Below are 16402 nucleotides of genomic sequence, written 5' to 3' on the forward strand. Positions count from 1 at the left end.
TCGGTTGGCGCCCGGCACTTCACCTGTTAGGACGCGGCCTGCACGGTGATCTCGGAGATATCCGCCCGGCTTTTGCCGTCGGTGGTGCCCAGCGTGGAGATCCACACCAGCAGATGAGAGGTGGGCGACGAGGCCTTCACCGGGATGGTGTTGTGGCCGGGATGCAGCAATGTCGGCTGAGTCAACGCGGTGGTGGCGTCGAGCTTGCCCGGTGTCGACGTGGACGACGAGCGGATCTGAACCTTGGTTCCGGTGCTTGCGAGGTCGACGGTCACGGCGCCGACCACGGTCGGTTTGGGTAGCTGCAACAGCAAGCCGACCCCGCTTTTGAAAGTCGGGAACGGAACGGCGTCGTGATAGGTGTCGGTCTGCCACATGGTGGCCGGGTTGCCGTCGATCGCCAGCCCGGCGTCGCCGGGGTTGTCGGCCTCTCCGCCGGGGGAGAAGACCGTGGCGTTCACCGGTTTGACCGTGCTGCCGGCCGCGGCCGGCTCGCCGCCGGGTGTCGAACTGGCCGACGGCGCGTTGAGGCCCAGCTGGTCTTTGTCGAGCCCGCTGACGTCGCCGAACATCCGGCTCAGTATCGACGCCAGAACCAGCAGCGCCACCGCGATGATGGCGACGCCGACACCTACGCCGACCATCACGCTGCGGCGGCGGCGCAAATGTTGCTGGGCATCCTGCGGCGTGGGGGCGCGGAAGCGGCCCGGCGGTGGAGGTGGCGGCGCCGAGACCGCGATCGGGCTCAGCAGCTCGGTGCGGTCAGCCACCGCGGTCGCTTGCTGCAGCAGGTTCAAAAGCGTTGCCGCGCTGCGGATGCCACCGTCGCCGTGAATCGCATGAGCGGCGGCGGCGGAGATTTGGAAGGGGATGTCCCGGTCCATGGAACTGGGTTCGACGGGCTGGCCGGCCGCGTCCCGCGGGGCTGGCGCCATCCCACTGCGGGCCCCGTTCTCCTTCAGCGGCCACCGGTTGACCAGCAGGGCATACAGCGCGGCGCCTATTCCGCGGATGTCGTCCTCAGGGGTGGCGTCGGGCATGGTCGCCGGGAAGGCCAGCACCACATCGCCTTCGATGCTGACCCGGACCCGGCTGGGGTGATCGATCGACAACGCGACGCCTGCGTGGTGGGCGGCCTCGGCGGCGGTGGCCAGGGTTTGCATGGCCCGGGCGGCGCCCACCGCGGACGGCGCGGTGTCGGCGACCTCCTGCAACGAACCGCCGCGGATCCATTCGGCGACCACCAGGCCGCCGCGCCCTGTGTGGACGACGTCGAGGATGCGGGCGATGCCGCGCTGCTCGATGCGGCTCAACCGCAGCGTGCGCGCCAGGACCTCGCGCAATTCGTCCTCGGCCATGGTTCCGTCCGGGTCGATGAACGTCAGCGCGACCTGCCGATCCAGCGCGGTATCCAGCGCCTGCCAGAACTGCAGGCGGGGTGCGCCGCCGTGGAAGACCAACAGCCGGTAGCGGCCACGGGCGATGCTGGCACCCGGAACCAGGTGCACTTCGTCTTGGGACGGCGAAGGGTGGGCCGCGGGCTCGCGCGGCGCGTCAAATTCCAACGGGTCGTCGGCGTCAACATCGGCCGCCGCCGTGCCGTTGGATTGCTTCGGCGGGACCGGCGCCGCAACGGTGCCGACCTGCAGATCGGGCGGAATGTCCGGCTGGAAGTCGTCGGCGGCCTGCTGCGGCGGCTCGACCTTTGCGACAGGCTTGGACGAGGCGTTGTCCGATGATCGCTCGGTCATCCCCGGTCCTCTCCCCGTCCCCTCTCCGGCTAACTGCTCCGAAGGCCTGCGCCGGATCGGTTCCTGGACCGGATATCCCTCCGGCGTAGACGAATTCCTCTGCTCAGGGTACGTGACGACTTCGGGGCGGGACAGTTGATCGGGCCTGACCGCTTTGCGGGCGGCTACGCCTGTACGGGGGCGTATCGGCGGCCGGCCGTCGGGGCCCGGCCCGGCGTGGCCGATGCCGATCCAGCGGCGAAACGCGGCCAGCGCCGCTACGGCCTCGGGCACACGCGCGCGCAGCATGACCGCGGCCAGGATGGGCGCCATGACCACCACCAGCACCAGCAGGCGAAGCAGCGAACCGGCGCCGCCGCCGAAGGCGGTGAGCCGGCGCATTCCCATCAGCTCGTCCACCACGTGGGCTATTAATCCGGCCAGCAACGATGCGGCGATCGTGACCAGGATGGTTCTCAGCTCTGCGGCGCCGAGCAGTTGGCCGCCGCGTGGCCGTAATGCGTTGCGCAGCAAGAAGTAACCGACGATCGCGCCGGCCAAAAATCCCAGGCCGTTGGCGAATGCCAGGTACCCGGCGACCAGATCGGGGTTGTCGGTGACGTGCGGCGCGATCAGCGAGGCGATGATCTTGACCGTGGTGATCACGACGATGATCACGATCGGTATCCAGGGCTGTTCGCGGGCATAGAAAACCCGCAGTTGTAAAAGCACCAGCGCGTAGGGGATCAGCGTGAACGCCGACAAGGCGATCGCCCCGCCGAGGTAGCTGGCGTCCACCTCACCGAAATGGCCGTAAGCGAATAGCGCACTGCCGATTGCCGTCCCGCCGACGGTCATGAACGCGACCATCGGGATCAGCGTGATCATCGTCAACCGGGTGGCCAGAGAGAGGTCAGCGAGCACGGCCGGGGTGTTGTCGGCGGCCGCATTGCGGCTCAGCCGCGGCATGACCACGGTCAGCACGGTCACGCCGATCATGCCGAACGGCAGCATCAGCACCAGCCAGGTGTAGTAATAGATCGCCGGGCCGGAAGCGGCTGCGGTGCTGGCGATCTGGTTGGTCACCACCAGACCGATCTGGCTGATCAGCACATAAAACACCATCGCGGCGGCCATGGCACCAAAGCGTTTGAGCCGCTGGTCGATTCCCCACAGCGGGCGAAGGCTGATGCGCTGTCGCCGGATCGCCACCAACAGCACCGCGGTCTGCGCGAACACCCCCAACGTGGTTCCGATTCCCAGGACCAGCAGCTTCTTGTTACCCATTTGCACGGGATCGACCGACAGCGGGCCGGGTACCGCCAGATACACGCCCAGCGTGGCGATCGCGACGACATTGTTGACGACGGGCGCCCATGCCGGCGGCCCGAACACGTTGCGGGTGTTCAGGATGGCCATGAACACCGATGACAGGCCGTAAAAGATCACCTGCGGCAACAGCAGATAGGCGAACGCTGTGGTGAGCGGCTCGTTGACTTCGGGAGTGCGGCCCAGCATCAACCGCACCAGCAGCGGCGCGGCGGCCACCGACACCAGCGTGGTCACCAACAGCAAGGTGGTCGCCAGCGTTACCAGACGGCGCACGAACGCCGCTCCGCCGTCGGCGTCGTCCTGCTCGGCGCGGGCGAGTACCGGCACGAAGATCGCCGTGAAGGTGGCCTCCAACACCAGCGCGGCGACCAGGTTCGGAAGCTGGTTGGCCACCGAGAATGCGCTCGACAGCGCGGCACCCAGGATCGCCGCCAGCAGCACGATGCGGGCAAAGCCGGTGAGTCGGCTGACCAGCGTCGCGAACGCCATTCCCCATGACCGCGACACCACCGCGGCGTCGGAGAGCTCGGGCCTGGCCTGCGGGGGCCGCACCACCGGTCGCCGCAGGGGTCGCTGCGCCGGTGGCGGCACGGGCCGGCTCATACGTGCGGCTCTTCCTCAACGAGATCGGCCGCGGGAGGGTCGTCGAGGGCGAGCCGGTCAGGGGGCTCCGGGCGATCCAGATCGGCGCGGTCCGGCTGGCCGCGGAAACGATGCCAAAGCCGTCGTCCCGCCAGCGTCACCAGGATCGCCGCGGCGGTCAGGGTGATCGCGAACAACACCTTGCCGTAGGCGTTGGAGTGCACCGAAAGCCGGACCGGCTCACCGAGCGGCACACCGTCGGGGGTTCGCAGCGCAACGTCGACGGCGACGCGCTGGGTGAAGTTCACTTCGATCGGCACACGCAGCGGCAGATACCCTGGCGGCAGCTCGATTTCGCCGATGTCGGTGACGGTCATTCCTGGTGGAGTGTCGACCTGCAGCCGTACCCGGATCGGGACGGCCAGCCCGTTGTGCAGTGCCAGCGGCAGCGGGCTGTGCTCGGTGGCCAGCGTGTAGGCCCCGCTCGGGTTGACGATGGTGACAGCCCCGAACAAGTCGTCGATCGTGTTTCCGACTATCGCCACACGCTGTTGGGCAAGGCCGTTGCGGGTGTCCGGCCGCTCGGATTGGCTGACTGCCCGCAACATGTCCTCGCGCAGCGGCGCGGTATAGCCGATGCCGGTCAATCCGGTTCGGGCATCGGTCGTCAACGCCGCGGTCAGCCCCCACAGCCGGCCCAGGTCGCCGGCGATGCGGGTGATGACGGCGTCGTCGAACCGGCCGCGTTGGGCGGTACCGGCGACGGTTGGTTGTGGCGGCCCGCCGACGGCTTGGGCGTCGGCGATAAGCGTCGGCAGGGGGCGGGGCACCGCGAGGCCGGAGCGGATCGCGGTGGCCAGCGTGGTCAGGATCGCTTGCGCGTCGTCGGAGTGCAGGTTCCAGTTCGCCGGCGGCAGTAAGACCTCGGTGCGCGGCCCGACCCGGGGGCGCAGGCCGCGCCACAACATGGCGCCCAGCGCGTCCTGGCGCCGGGCGGTGTCGGAGTCATGCCGAAGCGGGACCGCGAGCGCGCCGTCCAGATAGGTCGGCGCCACCGGATCCGAGCCGGCCGCCGCCAGGGCAGCCCCGACGGCCGGAGCGAACGGAGCGACCACCACCTGTGTCGAAAGCCGCTGCGGCGCAGTCGCGGCGGTGGCAGCGGCCCCGGCGGTGGAGTCTTCGGTCGCGCCGCTGCTGGCGGGGCCGATCACCACCGAATTGCCGTTGGCACTCAACAGGTCAACGGTGCGGCGGGTCACCAAGCCGTCCGGGATCAGCGTTGCGCCGCGGACCGAGGTGATGCCCAGGATTTGATCGACGACGTCGCCGGTGGAGCTGGTTGCGATCGCGCTGAGCCCACCGTCGCCGATGCGTTGCACGGCGTCGAGGTCGGCTTGGGCGTAGGGAACCGGCGCCACACACATCCGGTGAGCCAGTCCACGCAGCCGGTTCAGCCAGCTCGCGGCTGCGGCCTGCCCGGCGCCGGGGTGCGCAGCGGCGCTGCCGGAGCCGCCATCGGTGACAACATAGCCGCCGGTCATCGCATTGACGGTGACCAGCAGGTCCGGGTCGACGGCCAGGCACAGTGACCGACCGACGGCTCCGTCTGGGTCGACGTTACGGCTGGTGGCGAACTCGGCGGCGCCCAGCAGGGTGTCCAGCCGACCGCCGGTGGCCAGCGAGGTCGCCAGCTCGTCGTCCGTCAGCCGCACCGGAATCGTGCCGCCCGGCGCGCCCGGGGCCAGCCTCGGCCGATCGGCCAATGGCCACAGCATGGTGATCGCCACCGGTTTGGAGGTGTCCGGGGCGACGACCGAGCCCAACGCATCGCCGGTGGCGTCGAGCGGGTCGGGCGGCACACCCACCACCGGCAACAGGAAGCGGGCGTCGTCGAGCCGGGCGGGTTCGCCGTAATCGGGCGTTCCGTTGGCGTTGACCAGCAACGGGTAGACGCCAGGCTGATCGATGCCCAGCGACGGCTTGGTCAGCGCGCGAAGTGGGGCGGACAGGGCGAAGCCGGCGTGTTGACCGCGCTTTAGCTCGTTGGACACCGTCAGGAAGTCGCCGAGGGATTGGTACTGGTCGGTGCTGCCGTCGAGGTTGGTGCGCAGGCCGGCCGTTTCGGTCACCGCCGGGGCGTGTTCGAGGCGGACCATCACGTCGTGGACCGGCCGGTCGCCGATGTTGGTCACGGTTCCGGTGACGCTGACCACGGGCTCGCTGGTGGTGGTGACCACGTTGGGGGTCACCTGATCGATCCGAACCTGGACGAACGGAGTAGCGCCCGGCTCGCCCGCGGCGGCGCGGGGGGCGGCCGTGGGTAGCGTGAGCGCGGCTCCTAAACCAGTCAGGATGCCGGCCACTACGGCGAGGCGCAGCGCGGCCCGCCGAAGCCGCGGGCTAGTCACGGCCCTGGACCGTGACCGTTCTTCCGGCCCCGGGTGGATTCGTCCGGGCGACGGTGCCGGGTGCGCGAATGCGTCTGCGGTCGCCGCCGCGGCGAGGTGGGCGGTAGCGGCGGCAGCGCGGCCGGGCCGTCGCTTTGCAGCTTGTCGATCAGCTCATCGGCCACTTCGGCCAGGCGGCGCTCGTCGGCGTAGGCCAGCCGCGACGGCAGCTCAGCGATCGGCACCCACGCCACCTCGGCGACCTCGAGGTCGTCGTCGGACAACTCTCCGCCCGCGCAGCGCATTAGGTAATGGTGCACGGTCTTGTGCACGCGCCGCCCGTCGGTGACAAACCAGTAGTCGATACGGCCCAACGCGGCCAACACGCTGCCCCGGATGCCGGTCTCCTCGGCGACTTCGCGGATCGCGGTCTGCTCGGCGGTTTCGCCGAGCTCGATGTGACCTTTCGGCAACGACCACAGCATCCGGCCGCGCCGGTCGACGCGCCCGATGAGCGCGGCGACCTGTTCTTCACGCGGCCGGTCGATACCGTCGATCACCAACCCGCCGGCGGAGGTTTCATGCACGGTGCGCAGACGTTCCGGACCGTTTCGCGTCGAGCGCGACCGGCCCGACTTGGCCGGCTTGGCCGCCGCGGCGCCCTCGAGAGCGCTGTTGTCGGTGCGGTTCTCGCTCGGCCCGACGGCGCGTCGAGCGCGGCGCCTGCCCCGGCGCCGACGTGGTTTGGCTTGTTCGCCGTCCGACACCCAAGCGATAGTAGCTGGCACGCCTGGGCGTTCCGGGACACACTCGCCGTTGGCGGCCCGACTAGGCTGAACCAACGTGCCCGAAACCGCGCAAGACGCCGATCTGCTGGCCGCCGCCGCGGTCGCGCTGAACAGGCATGCGCAGGTCTTGCGTGAGCTCGGCGAGATGTTCGCTGCGGCAGGCCATGACTTATATCTCGTGGGCGGATCGGTGCGGGACGCAGTGCTGCGCCGACTCAGTCCCGACCTTGACTTCACCACCGACGCGCGCCCCGAGCAGGTGCAGCAGATCGTTCGGTCGTGGGCCGATGCGCTGTGGGACACCGGTATCGAGTTCGGCACTGTCGGCGTCGGCAAGGGCGAATATCGCTTGGAGATCACCACGTTCCGCGCGGACCGTTATGACCGGGTGTCACGCAATCCGCAGGTGCGTTTCGGGAATCGCCTCGACGACGATCTGGTGCGCCGTGACTTCACCGTCAACGCGATGGCGGTTCGCATCACAGCGGCCGGCGCGGGCGAATTCGTTGATCCGCTAGGCGGTTTGGTGGCATTGCGCGCCGGTGTGCTGGATACCCCGGCGGCGCCGTCGGAGTCGTTCGGCGACGACCCGTTGCGGATGTTGCGCGCGGCGCGGTTCGTCGCGCAGCTTGGTTTCACCGTCGCGCCGCGAGTGCGCAAAGCGATCGAGAAGATGGCCCCGGAACTGGCCCGCATCACCGCCGAGCGGGTGGCCGGCGAACTGGACAAGCTGCTGCTCGGCGACGACCCGGTCGCCGGGATCGACCTGCTGGTGCAAACCGGCCTGGGCGATGTGGTGCTGCCGGAGGTCGGCGGCATGCGCATGGCCATCGACGAACACCACCAGCACAAGGACGTCTACCAGCATTCGCTGACCGTGCTGCGCCAGGCGATGGCGCTCGAGGATGACGGGCCGGACCTCGTGCTGCGCTGGGCGGCGCTGCTGCATGACATCGGTAAACCCGCCACCCGCAAGCTCGAACCTGACGGCGGGGTGAGCTTTCACCACCACGAGGTGGTCGGTGCCAAGATGGCCCGAAAACGGTTGCGGGCGTTGAAGTACTCCAAGCAGATGATCGACGACATCTCGCAGCTGGTGTATCTGCATCTGCGGTTCCACGGCTACGGCGATGGCAAGTGGACCGATTCGGCGGTGCGGCGCTACGTCACCGACGCCGGGCCGCTGCTGCCGCGCCTGCACAAGCTGGTGCGCGCCGACTGCACCACCCGCAACAAACGGCGGGCCGCCCGGCTGCAGGCCAACTACGACAACCTGGAGGCGCGGATCGCCGAGCTGGCGGCGAAGGAAGACCTGCAGCGGGTCCGCCCCGACCTGGACGGCAACGAAATCATGCAACTGCTGGGCATCCCGCCGGGCCCTCAGGTCGGTGAGGCGTGGCGCTACCTGAAGGAGCTGCGGCTGGACCGCGGGCCGCTGAGTCGTGACGAGGCGACGGCCGAGCTGATGGAGTGGTGGCGCGCCCGCGGGAACCGCTAGCGACGCGGCGGCGTCGATACTCGCATGGAGTATTGCTTGGGCGCCGGGGACGGCGTGGCGACCATGTGGAACGGCGAACCCAATCTCGACCTGGACGGCGACGGCCGGCTGGACGCCGTCGGTCTGGACTTCGACGGCGACGGGCTGCACGATGACGCCCTGGCCGACCTCGACGGTGACGGGCTCGCCGACCATGCCGTGTTGGACGTCGACAACGATGGCAGTCCGGAAAGCTACTTCACCGACGACGGGACCGGCACTTGGTCGGTGGCGGCAGACCGGGACAGGCAACTGCGCTGGTTCGGGCTCGACGGCGTCGAGCACACCGGAGGGCCGCTGGTCGACTTCGACGGCGACGGCCAGGCCGACGACCGGCTGCTCGACGGCGACGCCAACGGCCTGGCCGACCGGGTGATCTGCGGCGCCGACAATGGCGTGACGGGCTACGCCGACACCGACGGCGACGGCCGATGGGATGTGAAGCTCACCGACAGCGATGGCGACGGCACCGCGGATGCGGCCAGCGCCCTGTAGCGATTCGCCGAGCGTGGAGAAGATGCGCGCCAATCACGAAAAACCGTGCAACAAGTCGACATTCGACGCCTAATTAGCGCCCAGGGCCCGGCGGGCCGGCGAAGGCTTGGGCGATCTGCAGCCAGCGACGGGCGTCGTCCCCCTCAGCGGTGATGTCCAGGCTGCTCAGCGGGCGGCGCTGAGTGACCAGGAAACAGAAGTCCTCGGCAATGCCGGTGACTCGCTGCGCGGCGTCGGGCGGCCCCCATGACCAGGTGTCGCCGTCGGGGGCGCGCAGCTCGACGAAGAACGGCTCGGTGGGCGCCGCAAGCCCGTTGACGGCGAAGGCGTAGTCGCGGGTGCGCACCCCGATGTGGGCGACCGATCGCAGCCGCGCGCTCGGCGCCCGGCGCACGCCGAGGGTGTCGGCGACGTCGAGTCCGTGCGCCCAGGTCTCCATCAATCGCGCCGTCGCCATCGAGGCGGCGCTCATCGGCGGCCCGAACCAGGGCAGTTTGCGCCCGTCGGGAACCGCCTGCAGTGCGTCGTGCAGACGGGTGCGCGTCAGCCGCCAGTCGGCGAGCAGCTCGGCAGGAGGCGTGGCGGCCAGTTCGTCGGCGCCCGCGTCGACGAAGCCGGTGGGGTTGCTCGCGGCGGCCTCCAACAGCTCGGCGAAGGCGGCTTCGTCGTTGACCGCCGTGTGGGCTACCCGGTCGGTCCACAGCAGGTGTGCGATCTGGTGGGCAATGGTCCAGCCCGCGGCAGGCGTCGGGGTGGCCCAACGGTCATCGGCGAGCGGCGCTACCAGCGCATCCAGCTCGTCGCTTTCGGCGCGTAGGTCAGCCACGATCGAATCCACACCGGCCATCTCAAGTACCTTAACGATCCGGTTGGGCGAGCCGGCCGACGATGGCGTGAACTGCGAGCCCGGCCAGGTACAGCAGTGTCCCGGCCAGCACCAGCGCAGGGGAGTGGCCGTCGCGGGGGATGATGCTGGCGGCCACCGTGATTGAGCCGATGAATGCCAGCCAGAAGAGCGAATCCTGCACCGCGAAGACGTGTCCGCGTAACGCGTCGTCGACGTCGATCTGCATCGCGGTGTCGGCGCACAGCTTGACCACCTGCCCGGCCGCGCCGAGGAGGAATCCGCAACTCACCATGACGGGCAATTGCAGACCGGCCCCGACGATCTGGATGGCCGCCGCGATCGCCAACGCCCCGTTGGCCGTGGCGTAGCGGCCCCAGCGACGTACCGCTGGGGGAGTCAACACGTTGGCCAGGAAGGAGCCGGTTCCCGCGGCCGCGACGAACAACACTGCGTTGCCGATGGCTCCGGCGGACGCGACGCCGCCGCTGCGCACCAGCAACAGCACGACCAGGGTGTTGATGCCGAATACCATTCGGTGCGCGGCCAATCCGGTCAGGGTTGCCGCGACGGTGGGGCGGGCCCGGACGGTGCGCATGCCGTGCACCCAACCGGTGGTCACGGTGTAGATGACCGATCCGTGGATTGCGCGCTGGGTGTCGTCGGGGCCGAGCACGTGGGCGGCGAATCGCAGCGACAGCAGCAACGCGATCAGCACCGGCACGGTTACCAGCAAGATGATCGATGCCGCCCCGTTGTCCCCGGAGCCGAGGAGCCAGCGGGGCAGCAGCATGAAATTCGCCCCGGCGAAAGCGGCGGCCGCACCCGTCGCGTTGGCGATCGAATTCATCGTGACCACCTGTTCGCGGGGCACCACGTGAGGAAGCGCCGCCGACAGGCCCGAGGAGACGAAGCGGGAGAAGCCGTTGACGACCAACGCGCCGCACAGCACCAGCAGGTCGTCGGCGCCTGCGGCCAAAAAGAATCCCACCGCGGCCACCGCCGCGAGCCGACCCAGGTTGGCGCCGACCAGTACCAGCCGACGGTCCCAGCGGTCCATCAACGCGCCGGCAAACGGGCCCAGCAGCGAGTAGGGCAAGAACAGCACCGCGAACGCGCCCGCGATCGCCAGCGGGCTGGCGGCCCGCTCGGGGTTGAACAGCAACGCCCCCGCCAGACCGGCCTGGAACAGCCCGTCGCCGAATTGGCTTGCGGTGCGCAATTCCAGCAGTCGCCAGAAGTCGGGCAAGCTGCGCACCGAACGCCAGGCAGCAACGGGTGCGCGTGTGTGGGTCACAGAACCTACTTCCCCGTGATGGCCCGGCAAGCACGCCCGGGCGCGGTACCCCCGTAGACAACAGTACAAATATCTTGGAGCGCCCGGTTTGTTCACCACGACTGGCCTACACGGATGCCATGATGGTGTCGTGGCGCAGCACGAGGATCCGGAGGACTATGTCGCCCCCGCCGCGCATCGAGTGCGGGCGGGAACCTTGCTGTTGGCCAACACGGATCTGCTCGAGCCCACATTCCGCCGCAGCGTGATCTACGTCGTCGAGCACAACGAGGGCGGAACCCTGGGCGTGGTGCTCAACCGCCCCAGCGAGACCGCCGTCTATAACGTGTTGCCGCAGTGGGCCAAGCTCGCGGCCAAGCCGAAGACGATGTTCATCGGCGGGCCGGTGAAGCGTGACGCGGCGCTGTGCCTGTCGGTGCTTCGGGCCGGTGCCGACCCGGACGGCTTACCGGGCATACGGCACGTGGCCGGGCGGATGGTGATGGTCGATCTCGACGCCGACCCCGAGTCGATCGCCCCGCTGGTGGAGGGGGTGCGAATCTTCGCCGGGTACTCCGGATGGACGATCGGCCAGCTCGAGGGCGAGATCGAGCGCGACGACTGGATTGTGTTATCCGGGTTGCCGTCTGACGTTTTGGTGCAGCCGAGAGTCGACCTGTGGGGGCGGGTGCTGCGGCGCCAGCCGCTGCCGTTGTCGCTGCTGGCCACCCATCCGATCGACGTGAGCCGCAACTAGACCGCTGCTAGTGCGCCGGAGCAGCCGGGTGACCGGCAAGCGGTGCAGGCGCCGGCGTCGCGGGCAGCGGGGCCGTCGGCGCCGCAGCGGGCGGGTTGGCGGTCGGCACGCTGACCCGGAATCCGTTCACGATGGCGTCGGTGGCCGGCGCCTCGGCGACTGCCTGCGCGGCGTCGGTGGTCACCGCAAGCGACACCAGGTAGCGGTCGGGGCCCGAGGTCGCGATCACATGACGCCGAGAAGTGTTGAGCGTCATATCGTTCTGGCGATAGGTGCCCTCGATGATCGCGGACGGGAAGCCGCCGAAATCGGCCAGTGAGGCGTTGGTGGTGCGCCACGCCGGCAGTTGTTGACTGTCGACGTAGCCGTGGGTGATGGCCTCCCTCGGGTCGAAGTCGCCGATCAGTTTGTACACCACGACTTGGGCATTGGAGGTGTACAGGCTGTTGCTGGCACGGTTGGCGGTGACCACGAACGGGTCGACGACGTTGGGGTCGGGCACCTGCTTCCATCCGGGCGGCACCGGCAAGGTGATGTCGAGGGCCTTGAAGTTTTGCGGCTGTTGCGCCTGCAGCTGGACGTTCTTGGCCTGGAAGTAGTCACGAAGGGTCCCAGACGTGGCAGGCAGCAGCGCCGGCTGCGCCGGGGGCGCCGCGGCCCTCGGCGGGGCCAGCGGGGACGAGACCGGCGCCGGCACTGTGGGAGCCGTTCCCGGCATGGCGTTGCCGACCGCGCCCGGGGCGACCGCGACGGCCTGCGGCGCCAGGGGCACGACGGGAGCCGGGGCGGGAGCCGGAACGGGGTTGGGCCGCGGCGGCAACACCGGTTCCGCCGATGCGGGAGCTCCCGCAACGCCCAGCACACCCAGGGCACCGACGGCTACACCCGCGACCACTACCCGCCAGCTACGGGCAATCTGTCTCATGAGAGTCGGTCCTTCCCAGTCGCTCAGATAGCCGACTGTAACCAGGGAAAAGAGCGGCAACCAGGCCTGGAATGCACCTGGAATCGACCTGGAATCGAGCTGGGATGAAGCCATGATCGGCCCGCGACGTAACCGAGACCATCCTGTGGCCGCGGGCCCCTTCGCGGCCGCCTTATAACCTGTTTGACGTGACCGAATCCCCGACGGCCGCGACGGGCCCCGCCACCGGCTCCGGCGGCGTCGATGCCGACGCGCCGCGGTATCGATACACCGCAGAGCTGGCGGGCCGTATCGAAAAGACTTGGCAGGACAACTGGGCCAGTTGGGGAACGTTCAACGTGTTCAATCCGGTCGGGTCGCTGGCGCCGCCCGACGGCTCAGCCGTGCCCGCCGACAAGCTGTTCGTCCAGGACATGTTCCCGTATCCGTCGGGCGAGGGGCTGCACGTCGGTCATCCGCTGGGCTATATCGCCACCGACGTCTACGCCCGATACTTCCGGATGGTCGGTCGTAATGTGCTGCACGCGTTGGGCTTCGATGCGTTCGGTTTGCCCGCCGAGCAATACGCGGTGCAGACCGGCACGCATCCGCGTACCCGCACCGAGGCCAACATCGTCAACTTCCGCCGCCAGTTGGGCCGGCTGGGCTTCGGCCACGACAACCGGCGGAGCTTCTCCACCACCGACGTCGAGTTCTACAAGTGGACGCAGTGGATCTTCCTGCAGATCTACAACGCCTGGTTCGACACCGCCGCCAACAAGGCACGTCCCATCGCCGAGTTGCTAGCGGAATTCGACTCCGGCGCAAGGCAGTTGGACGACGGTCGCGAATGGTCGACGCTGTCGGCGGGTGAGCGGGCCGACGTGATCGACAGCCACCGCCTGGTGTACCGATCGGATTCGATAGTGAACTGGTGTCCGGGTCTGGGCACGGTTCTGTCCAACGAAGAGGTCACCGCCGAGGGCCGCAGTGACCGCGGGAACTTTCCGGTGTTCCGGAAGCGGTTGCGGCAGTGGATGATGCGGATCACGGCCTACGCCGACAGGCTGCTCGACGACCTCGACCTGCTGGACTGGCCCGAGCAGGTCAAGACCATGCAGCGCAACTGGATCGGGCGCTCCACCGGCGCGGCCGCGCTGTTCGGCAGCGACGCCGGCGACATCGAGGTGTTCACCACCCGGCCGGACACCCTCTTCGGCGCCACCTACCTGGTGCTCGCCCCCGAGCATGAGCTGGTCGACGAGTTGGTTGCCGCCGAGTGGCCGGACGGGGTGGACTCCCATTGGACGTTCGGCGCCGACACGCCCGCCCAGGCCGTCGCGTCCTACCGGCGGGCCATCGCGGCGAAGTCGGACTTGGAACGCCAGGAGAACAAGGTCAAGACCGGCGTGTTTCTGGGCAAGTACGCGATCAACCCGGCAAACGACGAGCGGGTGCCGATCTTCATCGCCGACTACGTGCTGGCCGGATACGGTACCGGGGCGATCATGGCCGTTCCCGGCCACGACCATCGCGACTGGGAGTTCGCCCACGAGTTCGGCTTGCCGATCGTCGAAGTCATTGCCGGCGGCGACATTTCACAAGCCGCTTATGTCGGCGACGGCGTGCTGGTCAACTCCGGCTACCTCAACGGCATGGATGTGGCCACCGCCAAGCAGGCCATCACCGCGCGGTTGGAATCCGAGGGCCGCGGTCAGGCCCGCGTCGAATACAAGTTGCGCGACTGGCTTTTCGCGCGGCAACGCTATTGGGGCGAGCCGTTCCCGATCGTCTACGACGGCGACGGGCGCCCGCATGCGCTGGACGAGGCGGCGTTGCCGGTCGAGCTGCCCGACATCGAAGACTATTCGCCGGTGCTGTTCGACCCTGACGACGCCGACAGCGAGCCGTCGCCGCCGCTGGCCAAGGCGACCGATTGGGTGCACGTCGAGCTGGACCTCGGTGACGGGCTCAAGCCCTACACCCGCGACACCAACGTCATGCCGAATTGGGCGGGCAGCTCCTGGTACGAGCTGCGCTACACCGACCCGCACAACTCGGAACGGTTCTGCGCCAAAGAGAACGAGGCCTACTGGATGGGCCCGCGACCGGCCGAGCACGGCCCGGACGACCCGGGCGGTGTCGACCTGTATGTCGGTGGCGCCGAACATGCGGTGCTGCACCTGCTGTATTCACGGTTCTGGCACAAGGTGCTCTACGACTTGGGTCATGTCAGCTCGTGCGAGCCCTACCGTCGGCTGGTCAACCAGGGCTACATCCAAGCCTTCGCCTACACCGACAGCCGCGGGGCCTATGTGCCGGCGGCCGACGTGGTCGAGCATGACGGCAAATTCGTCTACCCGGGTCCTGAGGGTGAGATCGAAGTCTTCCAGGAATTCGGCAAGATCGGTAAGAGCCTGAAGAATTCGGTGTCGCCCGACGAGATGTGCGACAGCTACGGCGCCGACACGCTGCGTGTGTACGAGATGTCGATGGGCCCGCTGGAGGCCTCACGCCCTTGGGCGACCAAGGATGTCGTGGGCGCATACCGTTTCTTGCAGCGGGTGTGGCGGCTGGTGATCGACGAGTACAGCGGCGAAATCAGGGTGGTCGACGACCAGGATCTCGACGCTGACACGCTGCGGCTGCTGCACCGCACCATCGCGGGTGTGTCGGAAGACTATGCGGCGCTGCGCAATAACACCGCGGTGGCCAAATTGATCGAGTACACCAACCATCTCACCAAAGAGCACCGCGATTCGGTGCCCCGCGCGGCGGTCGAGCCGTTGGTGCTGATGCTGGCGCCGCTGGCGCCGCATTTGGCCGAGGAGTTATGGCAACGGTTGGGCAATCCCGCATCGCTGGCGCACGGGCCGTTCCCGGTGGCCGACCCGGCTTACCTGGTCGAGGACACGGTCGAATACCCGGTGCAGGTCAACGGCAAAGTCCGTGGCCGAATCACGGTGGCCGCCAACGCCGACGCCGACACGCTCGAGGCGGCCGCGCTGGCCGACGAGAAGGTGCAGGCGTTTTTGGCGGGCGCCACACCGAAGAAGGTGATCGTGGTTGCCGGGCGGCTCGTCAACTTGGTGGTCTAGCGAGGGCGCACCACAACCTCGTGCACATGCGCATCCGGCGGGGTGGCCACCACGTCGGCGACCACTGCGGCAACTGTGTCGGGCCGGAGGAATCGCTCGGGGTCGTATTCGCCGCCCTCGTACGCGACCAGTTCGCGCTGCATATCGGTGTCGACGCGGCCGGGGTAGACGGTGGTGACCCGCAGGGCAGACTCGTCGTTGCGCAGCGAATCGGCGAACGCGCGCAGCGCAAACTTGCTGGCCGAATAGGAGGCCATCCCGGGCGAAACCCTGCGCCCCGACCCGGAGTTGATGAACACCACCTGGCCCTGTGCGTGTCGCAGCGCCGGCAGCAGCGCCAGCGTAAGTGCAACCACGCCAATCACATTGATCTCGAACGTGGTGCGCCATTGTTCGGCGGTGGACTCGGCGACAGACCCGGGCATGGACACCCCGGCGTTGTGGACCAGCACGTCGAGCTCGTCGATGGATGCGGCATGGGCCGCGATCGCGTCGGTGTCGGTCAAGTCCAGCGGCAGCGTCGTGGCGGCCAGCCGCTCGGCGGTGGCGTCGAGCCCGGGCGAAGGCCGGCCGGCCAGCAGCAGAGTGTGCGTCGGCGCCAGGGCGGCGGCAATGGCCGAACCGATCCCGCGGCTGGCACCAGTGATGAGTGCGGTTGGCTTGCGCGCCAAC

Annotated in this window: 11 protein-coding genes; 4 read left to right on the forward strand and 7 right to left on the reverse strand. The window is 68.7% G+C overall.

All coding sequences use genetic code 11. The annotated features are described in order from the left end of the window. Positions 1-26: 26 nt before the first annotated feature. The 3 genes from murJ to AWC06_RS17135 are packed head-to-tail and all read right to left on the reverse strand — an operon-like array spanning position 27 to position 6798. Entirely contained in the window at positions 27-3665 is a 3639-nt protein-coding gene (murJ, locus tag AWC06_RS17125) for a murein biosynthesis integral membrane protein MurJ (RefSeq protein ID WP_085199206.1), read from the reverse strand. Beyond that, positions 3662-6052 carry a hypothetical protein gene (locus AWC06_RS17130; RefSeq protein ID WP_085199207.1) on the reverse strand — a complete coding sequence of 797 codons (2391 nt, stop codon included), beginning with the start codon at positions 6050-6052 and terminating at the stop codon, positions 3662-3664. Before AWC06_RS17130 ends, murJ begins: the two co-directional genes overlap by 4 nt. Further along, entirely contained in the window at positions 6049-6798 is a 750-nt protein-coding gene (locus tag AWC06_RS17135) for an NUDIX hydrolase (protein WP_085199208.1), read from the reverse strand. The genes AWC06_RS17130 and AWC06_RS17135 overlap by 4 nt, the downstream gene beginning before the upstream one ends. A gap of 76 nt (positions 6799-6874) precedes the next feature. Between AWC06_RS17135 and AWC06_RS17140 the strand changes: the two genes are divergently transcribed. After that, positions 6875-8317, forward strand: a complete 1443-nt coding sequence (locus AWC06_RS17140) for a CCA tRNA nucleotidyltransferase (protein ID WP_085199209.1) — start codon at positions 6875-6877, stop codon at positions 8315-8317. Between the two features lie 24 nt (positions 8318-8341). Continuing rightward, complete coding sequence (locus AWC06_RS17145; RefSeq protein WP_085199210.1) at positions 8342-8851, forward strand: pullulanase; 510 nt, start codon at positions 8342-8344, stop codon at positions 8849-8851. Positions 8852-8924: 73 nt separating this feature from the next. On the opposite strand, the gene AWC06_RS17150 is transcribed toward AWC06_RS17145, so the two are convergent. Both AWC06_RS17150 and AWC06_RS17155 read right to left on the reverse strand, forming a co-directional pair. Further along, positions 8925-9698, reverse strand: a complete 774-nt coding sequence (locus AWC06_RS17150) for a TIGR03084 family metal-binding protein (RefSeq protein WP_085199211.1) — start codon at positions 9696-9698, stop codon at positions 8925-8927. Positions 9699-9708: 10 nt separating this feature from the next. After that, a complete protein-coding gene (locus AWC06_RS17155; protein WP_211281983.1) occupies positions 9709-10992 on the reverse strand; it encodes an MFS transporter in 1284 nt (427 codons plus the stop codon). A 130-nt stretch (positions 10993-11122) separates the two neighbouring features. On the opposite strand from AWC06_RS17155, the gene AWC06_RS17160 reads away from it, so the two are divergent. Continuing rightward, complete coding sequence (locus AWC06_RS17160; RefSeq protein ID WP_085199213.1) at positions 11123-11728, forward strand: YqgE/AlgH family protein; 606 nt, start codon at positions 11123-11125, stop codon at positions 11726-11728. 7 nt (positions 11729-11735) lie between these two features. Here the strand turns inward: AWC06_RS17160 and AWC06_RS17165 are convergent, their stop codons facing one another. Continuing rightward, positions 11736-12653 carry an LpqN/LpqT family lipoprotein gene (locus tag AWC06_RS17165; RefSeq protein WP_085199214.1) on the reverse strand — a complete coding sequence of 306 codons (918 nt, stop codon included), beginning with the start codon at positions 12651-12653 and terminating at the stop codon, positions 11736-11738. A 188-nt stretch (positions 12654-12841) separates the two neighbouring features. Between AWC06_RS17165 and leuS the strand changes: the two genes are divergently transcribed. Next, complete coding sequence (leuS, locus tag AWC06_RS17170) at positions 12842-15730, forward strand: leucine--tRNA ligase (protein ID WP_085199215.1); 2889 nt, start codon at positions 12842-12844, stop codon at positions 15728-15730. On the opposite strand, the gene AWC06_RS17175 is transcribed toward leuS, so the two are convergent. After that, positions 15727-16401, reverse strand: coding sequence for an SDR family oxidoreductase (locus AWC06_RS17175; RefSeq protein ID WP_085199216.1), 675 nt, complete (start codon positions 16399-16401; stop codon positions 15727-15729). The genes leuS and AWC06_RS17175 overlap by 4 nt on opposite strands. Between the last annotated feature and the right edge of the window lies 1 nt (position 16402).

This window comes from Mycobacterium fragae (assembly GCF_002102185.1).
In the GTDB taxonomy this organism is placed as follows: Bacteria; Actinomycetota; Actinomycetes; order Mycobacteriales; family Mycobacteriaceae; genus Mycobacterium; species Mycobacterium fragae.